Annotated in this window: 7 protein-coding genes; 4 read left to right on the plus strand and 3 right to left on the minus strand. The window is 72.0% G+C overall.

Annotation, left to right across the window (positions count from 1 at the left end; translation table 11 throughout):
* From ACI1MP_RS37910 to ACI1MP_RS37920, 3 genes are all read left to right on the plus strand, one after another.
* A complete protein-coding gene (locus ACI1MP_RS37910) occupies positions 1 to 2,469 on the plus strand; it encodes a helix-turn-helix domain-containing protein (protein WP_404870736.1) in 2,469 nt (822 codons plus the stop codon).
* A complete protein-coding gene (locus ACI1MP_RS37915) occupies positions 2,469 to 3,020 on the plus strand; it encodes a hypothetical protein (protein ID WP_404870737.1) in 552 nt (183 codons plus the stop codon). The genes ACI1MP_RS37910 and ACI1MP_RS37915 overlap by 1 nt, the downstream gene beginning before the upstream one ends.
* A gap of 488 nt (positions 3,021 to 3,508) precedes the next feature.
* Positions 3,509 to 4,225 (plus strand): hypothetical protein, encoded by a 717-nt coding sequence (locus ACI1MP_RS37920; protein WP_404870738.1) that lies wholly within the window; start codon positions 3,509 to 3,511, stop codon positions 4,223 to 4,225.
* Positions 4,226 to 4,260: 35 nt separating this feature from the next.
* Here ACI1MP_RS37920 and ACI1MP_RS37925 read toward each other — a convergent pair whose 3' ends face one another.
* Positions 4,261 to 5,157: a PIN domain-containing protein gene (locus ACI1MP_RS37925; protein WP_404870739.1), complete on the minus strand. Its 897-nt coding sequence runs from the start codon at positions 5,155 to 5,157 to the stop codon at positions 4,261 to 4,263.
* 85 nt (positions 5,158 to 5,242) lie between these two features.
* Here ACI1MP_RS37925 and ACI1MP_RS37930 point away from each other — a divergent pair, with 85 nt between their 5' ends.
* The gene (locus ACI1MP_RS37930; protein WP_404871015.1) at positions 5,243 to 5,707 is read left to right on the plus strand and encodes a hypothetical protein; all 465 of its coding nucleotides are present in this window, start codon (positions 5,243 to 5,245) and stop codon (positions 5,705 to 5,707) included.
* A gap of 344 nt (positions 5,708 to 6,051) precedes the next feature.
* Here ACI1MP_RS37930 and ACI1MP_RS37935 read toward each other — a convergent pair whose 3' ends face one another.
* Positions 6,052 to 6,528, minus strand: coding sequence for a hypothetical protein (locus ACI1MP_RS37935; protein WP_404871016.1), 477 nt, complete (start codon positions 6,526 to 6,528; stop codon positions 6,052 to 6,054).
* Complete coding sequence (locus tag ACI1MP_RS37940) at positions 6,525 to 7,169, minus strand: helix-turn-helix domain-containing protein (RefSeq protein WP_404871017.1); 645 nt, start codon at positions 7,167 to 7,169, stop codon at positions 6,525 to 6,527. The genes ACI1MP_RS37935 and ACI1MP_RS37940 overlap by 4 nt, the downstream gene beginning before the upstream one ends.
* Positions 7,170 to 7,257 lie beyond the last annotated feature (88 nt).

A 7,257-nucleotide genomic window follows, 5' to 3' on the forward strand; every position in this document is an offset into this window, starting at 1 on the left:
ATGTCCGACGAGCTGTTCGAGTCCGTGGACGCGCTGCTCGCCGCCGTGAGCACCGGACTTCCGGCCCCGGCGGAGCGCAAGCGACTGCGCCTGGCGGCCGGGCTGACGCCCGCGCAGATCGCCGCGGCGCTGCGCGTCAACTCCGCTCTGGTGTCGCAGTGGGAGGACGGCAGCGCCCACCCGGGCCCGGACGTCGCCCCCGCCTACATGCGCCTGCTGGAGGGCCTGGCCGCCCGCTTCCCCGCCCCCGAGCAGCCCGCCGCGCCCGCCCCGGCCACGTTCGTCGCGCCGGTGCAGGGGACGGTGCTGGACCAGCACCCGGACGGTTCGCTGGTGACGGGCCCGGCCGAGCCGTGCGTGCAGTGCGGACAGCCCGCGATCTACCGCGTCCAGGGACGCCCGATGCACCTCGGTGGTCTCTGCCGCCCCGCCGCTCCCGCCCCGGCCGAGACGGAGGTCGAGCAGCAGGCGCCCGCGGCCACCGCCCCGGTGGCCGACGTTCCGGCCGCCCAGGCCGAGTCCGTCGAACCGGCCCCTCCCGCCCCGGCTCCGGCCGCTGCCCCGCCGTCCCGGCCCGCACCGTCGGCGGCCCCTGCTCCGGCGCGGTCCAGTCAGCGCCCGGCTCCGGCCCGTGCCCAGGGCCGCCCGGCTGCACCGCGCGCCGCCGCTCCAGCCGCCGGTCCGGCCGCGCCGACGCCGGGGCGGTGGGTGCCGGTGGTGGCGCTGGACGCCGACCCGGACGGCGGCTGGGTGCTGGACGTCCCCGGCTTCCCGGCCCCGGCCGGGCCCAAGCTGGGCGACTGGTTCGCGTGGCTGGGCACAGGGCTGCCGCTGCGCGTTGAGCGCGCCCACCCGCAGGGCCGCGGCGGGGACGGCGCGGTCTGCCTGACCGCCGCCGCCCTCAAGCAGCTCGGCCTGCCCGCCACGCTCCCGAGCACCGACAAGACGCTCAACGCGCTGCAGGCGAAGCTCGCGAAGGCCGCCGCGACGGTCGGCATGGAGATCAGCGAGAACATCGGCCCGGTCTTCCGGGCGTTCCGCCGCGCCGGGTCGGCCGGCGGGCCGAAGACCTCGCTGCAGATCACCGTCGCACCGTGGCTGGGACAGGGCGACGCCCGCCAGCAGGCCGTCAGCGCGCTCGCCGCCCCGCTCGCCACCGCCCCCGACCACGCCCGGGACGGAGCGACGTTCGCCCGCCGCTACCGGGCCTTCACCGCCGACCTCGGCGTCGCCCCGGGCGCGACCACCGCCTCCACCGCGATGCTGCTCCTGGACGCCGTCCGCCCCCGGGTCGAGTGGGTGAAGGACGAGGCGACGGGCGAGTGGTCCTCGCACCTGCGCGACGGCGCCCTCCCGGCCGGGGACCGGTGCGTGCCCATCGCGGCCGGCGCCCGCCACCCCCTCACCCGCGAACTCCTCTCCAAGGGCCGGGCGGTGTGCGAGGAGGAGGACTACAAGTGGTGGGCACGCGAGCTCACCGACGACGAGGCCGGCCGCTCGTTCGCGGTCGCGGTCGACGTCTGCGCCTCCTACCTGTCCGTCACCGACTCCCTGCCCCTGCCGATCGGCGAACTGGAGCACGTCACCAACCCCGCGTGGGGCAAGGGCAAGACCGCCGGCCTGTGGCTTTGCGACTTCACCGGCATCGAGGTGGACGAACCGCTGCCGCACCCCGCGACCTTCCACGGCCGCCCGCCGACCGGGCCGGGCTGGTACGCCACCCCCACCGTCGCCTACATGGCCTCCACCTACGGCTTCGACCCGGCAACGATCACCGAGGCGTATCTGTCGACGCACACGGCGCCGCTGCTCAAGGAGTGGACCACGCGGATCCGCGCCGGCTACAAGCGCGCCTACGCCGACCTCGGCCTCACCGACGGCCAGACCCCCGAGGAGTTCCTCGCCGCGTACGCGGTGCACAAGGACGTAGACCAGGATCCGGTGCGCGCCGACGCGCTGACCCTGGCAGGCCTGTACAAGAACATCTACAAGGGCGGGATCGGGAAGTGGTCCGACTCCGCCCGCCACCTCGACGACGAGCAGTGGCTGGAGAAGGTCGCCGGGTCCTGGTCATACCGGCCCGAGATCCGCTTCCACATCATCGCCGCCGCCCGGATCGCCGCCCACCGCCGCATGCGCAAGACCTACCTGCTCACCGGCCGGGCCCCGTTCGCGGTCAACGTCGACTCCTACCTGTACGCCGCCGACGCCCCGTCCCCGATCGAGCTCCTGCCGGTGAAGGACGACGGCACCCCGGTGCCGGGCGCGCTGCGCCTGGGCATCGCGCCCGGAAGCCACAAGCACGAGGCCTCGATCCCGCTGCAGAAGGCGGTGGAGGCGATGGGTCGCCGCGAGCACCCCTCCCGGCTCACCCACGACTACGCCACCGACGGCACCTACACCGGCCCGGAACCGGCCGTTGAGAACGCCGACACCGACACCGACGAGCAGAAGGAAGGCGAGCGCTGATGGCCGGCGGATTCAGGGGCATGTTCGGACGGGTCCGCGAGGCGCTGTTCCCCTCCCGCAAGGCCCCGGTGCAATCCACCACCCAGGCCGGGCAGGTCCGCGACCGCAGGTACGGCGGCAGCACGAAGGCGATGGCGGCCGCCTACGGCGTCTCGCCACGTACCGTCCTGCGCTGGGTCGACGGCTCCCGCCACCCTGCCGGGCGCCACCAGGAGAAGCTGCGCCTGGACGCGGTCGATGTGCAGACCACCGAGCGCGGCCGCGAGCGCAAGGCCAAGCAGCTGCAGAAGCTCGGCGCGTACTCCGGTGTCACCGTCCGGGTCGGGCGCGCCCACACGTTCGACATCCGCGGCTCGGACGCGGTCCGGGCCCGCGACGTCCATCTCAGCCTCACCGGCGAGCAGGCCGCGGCCCTGGCCCGCGCCAAGGACGAGAGCGAGATGCGCGAGGTGATCGGCGAAGCGCTCGCCGACTACTTCAACGGCGGCGCATACGGCGGATTCACCGCCGATGACTTCGAGTACGACGTCGACGACTTCGACCTGAACTGACATCGTCCTCGGGGAGGCCCGCACCAGGGCTTCCCCGAGGCGTGATGCACTCAACCATCTTGCAGCAACAGCAAGTTGTCGAGAACTCTGCGGCTGCTCTCCGGGCTTCGGAGCTCCGTTTCCGCTGAGGCCCCGTCCAACCTCCGCTGATCTTGCGACCGGCTGACGGTGCCAACGAGCCGAGGAACCCGCCTAATCCCAGGCCGAAGGAACCATCGGTTCCATGCCGGGGCGGAGCACATCCGAGCCGCCTACCGGAATCCACGTGCCGCAGAAGAATCCCATCCGGGCATATTCCGGAGCGGACCGGACGGTGGAAAAGAATTCCTTGCAACAGACACTTCCCCGCCGAATTCGGCTACACCACTGTCGGCCAGAAACCGGACACGGTCGCCGCCCTGGAGATCTCCCGGCCCATCATCTTCGGCGCGCCGAGTGAGCCGCGAGGATCGCCTCGCCAGCTCCAACCAGCGCCTACGAACAGCGACGTGTCCGAGGTGGACCGTAGCGTGGTCGGCCAGGTCGCACTGCGCGCGGCCTGCTTCCGGAAGAGAAGGGAGTCGACCGTGGCGATCAGCATCGTGCGGGCGGCCTGGGTGCCGGACGACGATCCCGAGCGGGACTCGGAGTTGGCAGCCGACCTGGCTGTGTCCTGGATACGGCGCGAGTGTGCCGAGCAGCGGACTTCGGGCGTTCTCGTGCTCAACGCCTTCGGCGTGGAGCAGCAGGTTCCGTCGTTGCGCTCCTTCGCAGCCGAGCACACCGTTACGACTCCACGCGCCTCCCGCGATCGTGTCGGACGCGGTACCGGACCCGTACTGGCCTACCTGCCCGACGAGAAGACCCTCGACTTCGCTACGCACCTCGCTCGCGGGTCGTCGTTGGCCGTCGTGGAGAGCACCCAGGACTTCGCGCTCCGGGGCTGGGCGAGCGCGCTCGGGGCCATCGACTTGACCAAGCCCGACGAGCGCCCGGAAGAGGCCAGTCCCGGATTCGCCAAGGCCATCGACCGGCTGGACCTCTACAAGAACAACGGCTTCGGCGACCCGTTCGGCAAGCAGCAGGCCCTGCACATCCTCCAGGACCTGGTCCGCTCGGAAGGGCTCGACCCCGAGGCCGTCCTGGGCGCCCTGGCTGCCCGGGGCGCTTCCAGCCGAGCTCTCCGCAACCTCGCGAAGCTGATCGACGGGCTCGGCCAGCGCTGAACGCACCCCTGAGCGAAGGGCGGGAAGTCCGCCGCTCAGGACTCGATGAAGGGCAGCGAGACGGCGGCCAGCTTGGTCTGCAGGTTGAGGTCGCTGGTGACCACGTACCAGGCCGAGCCGGGATGACGGGACTGCAGCAGCAGAGTGGAGGCCACGAACCGGTCGTCCGGGACGTCCAGGTCCAGCCAGGCCGGCAGGGCGTCCGACTTCGGCTCGATGTGCTCGAAGACCGCGTGCACGTCGCCGGCGACCCGGACGCCGCGGGTCACGTCGCCGCCGTTGCTGCGCAGCCCCTTGAGCCGCCGGTCCGCCTTCTTCGCCGCCTCCCGCAGCTCCGGCGTCCGGCCGCCCCGCTTGTGGTCGTCGACCTCCCTCAGCACCACCGGCAGCAGGTGCGCGATGTACCGCGGGCCCGCCTCGGCCGTGTACGCGGCCAGGTCCGGGTTGTCGATCAGCGCGTTGGTGTCCACCACCAACCGCACCGACCACTCGTCCTCAGGCAGCAGTTCGGTCAGGCCGCGCAGCTGCACCGCGGTGGCGTGCAGCACGTCGACGGCCTGGTGGACGTGCTGAGGAACGGAGTGGTCGTAGCGCTTCTCCGGGCGGATCAGCCAGCGCTGCAGGAGGCCGAGGTTCTCGTCGAGCTTCTTGGCGGTCTCGGGGGTCGGGTGGGGGAACAGGAGCCGGAAGCGCGGCTCCCAGTCCCGCAGCCGGCCGAGCAGGGCCATCCGCTTCCGCTCGACCTCGGGCGTGCTGGGGCCCCAGCCCCAGTTCGCGGCGCCGAAGGTGTGCATCATCGAGCCTCGACGGTTGGGGTTCACGTAGTGGATGGTCGACGCTTCGAGGACGGCGACGAAGTCCTCCTCGATCGCGGCCAGTTGTTCCAGGAGGCGGTCGCTGTAGGTCGGCGGGAGCGGCTTGCGGTTCGACATCCCCTGATGATGTCCGACGGCTCCGACACCCATCACCCCGTTTACGCGATCTCTGTCCGCAGGCCGCCGAGCGAACGCCGGCCCGGTGACAGACCCGACAGGCGACACCAACTCCAGCCTGGTGCCCGGCGCGTACGGGCGCCGTCGCCGCCAGATCCAGCGCCTGGTCGACGGCGGCCGGCTGAACGACCTTGCTCCCGAGCCCGGTGACGAACGCCTCCTGGACGTGCTGACTCGCACGGGTCACCGCGCCGCCCTGGACGTCCAGGGCTGGCTCACCAGGACCTACCTGGCCGGGACCGGCTGCTACGCCGATCCGGCCGTCCGAGCGGTCTTCCGGCTCCCCGCCTTGGTCCTGGACCAGGCCGAGCTCCGCCATCCCTGCCCGCCGGCCTGCTCGGGCCCTGCCGGTCTGCGGTGCGACGGCTGCGCGCAGGCGTGCGGGAGCGGCGCCCACTGCGGCCTGGCGCTGCTGTTCCGGAACCTGTCCCAGGCGCTCAGCGCCCGCCAGCAGCACGCCCAGCCCCTCCTGAACGCCCGGCCCGAGTAACAGCTTGCTTGTTGGCGGCCCCGGCCGGAGTCGGTCACGGGCTGCTGCGGGTTCGTTCATCGGCGTTGCCCGCAACGGCTCGGACTCCCCAGGCCTGGTCCCTCGCTCAGCATCCGCCGTGGTTTGTCCGCGTGATCAGGGATCTTTGTCCCCGTCGGCGTGACCCCTTGGTGTCGGAGGCGACACAAGGTGTTGGCGCGCGGGGCGCCGGAACCGTTGCTGAGCAACGCAGTTGCGTTTGTCTTCCTCCGGGTGCCAAATCCCGACCGGGGCTGGCTGTTGACGGACACGAAGAGCGTGTGCGTCCCCGGTGGGTTGTGGGGCGCACGCGCTCTGGTGGCAGGTCAGCCGGTGGTTACGGACTTGAGCCGGGGCCGGCTGATGTCGGTGACCTTGCGCTGCTTGGCCTTGCGGGCTTTCTCCTCCTGGTGCTGGAGCAGGCGCCGCTCGTACTCGTCCTCGAAGTCGCCTTCGTCGAGGCGCATCTCCCGGGGCAGCGCCCGCATGGCCTGCTGCTGCTCGCGCGGGGTGTCGAAGGCGGCGATGGCGGGGTGGAGTTGGAAGCGGCCGCGACGAAGGACGGTGACGAGCCGTGCGGCGACCAGGTGCTGCATGGCGCGGCTGATCATGCCGCGTTCCATGGCGAGGCCCTCGCCGAGTTCCTCGTGCGTGGCCTCGATCAGCCCGCCCGGCTCCTGCTCGGTGAGCAGGTGCAGCAGCAGCGTGTAGCCGGTGGGGGGCAGCCGCGGCACGTAGGCCAGGCCGTTGAAGCTGCCCCACAGCGGGCGACGCGCGGTCCACTCGCCGGCGGTGACGGTCATGACGGCTCCCCTTCCTTGAGCTTGCGCGGGTCCAGCTTCGCACCGGGCTGCGCCATCGCCTTGAACGCCTCGGGCGCGTTCGGGTCTTCCAGCAGCGCGTGCAGCAGGTCCAGCTGCTCCACCCTCTCGGCCTTGGCCCCGGAAGCGGCCTTGCGGCCCTTCTGCGGCTTCCGGACGCCCCCGCGCAGGCTCGCGGCCGGGTTGAGCTGGTAGAGGCCGTTACGGACCCGCATGAGGGCTCCGTCGGCCTCCAGGACGTGGAAGACCCGGGTGACGTGCGAGCGGCTGTAGCCGAGGTGCTCGGCGATGTCCCCGTGGTTGGCCTCGATCACGCCGCCGGGCTCCTGACTACCCATCAAGGTGAGGAGCACGACCAGGACGAAGCGGTCATTGTCGTAGCGGCGGGCGGCCCAGCGCATGAACTCGAGCGAGTCCATGCTGAACGCCTCGCCGACGAACCCGGTGCTGCTCGGCAGCGGGAACACCTGGGCCCCGTGGCCGGGCGGGAGCTCCACCGTCGCGGAGCTCGGGATCCGGCTGTACGAGGTGGGCGGCGGCTTCGGGCGCCGCCGCCGGGTGCGGGCCGGCTTCGGCTCCGGCATCCGGGCGGCCGAGCCGTCCTCGGTGGGGCCTGCGCTCATCCCGTGGTTCTCCTTGATCGGATCGGACGTCGACATCCTGTCACGACCGTGGCAGTACAGCCACGAATTTGGTGGCAGGACACGCACG

The organism is Kitasatospora griseola (assembly GCF_044999035.1).
Classification (GTDB): domain Bacteria; phylum Actinomycetota; class Actinomycetes; order Streptomycetales; family Streptomycetaceae; genus Kitasatospora; species Kitasatospora griseola.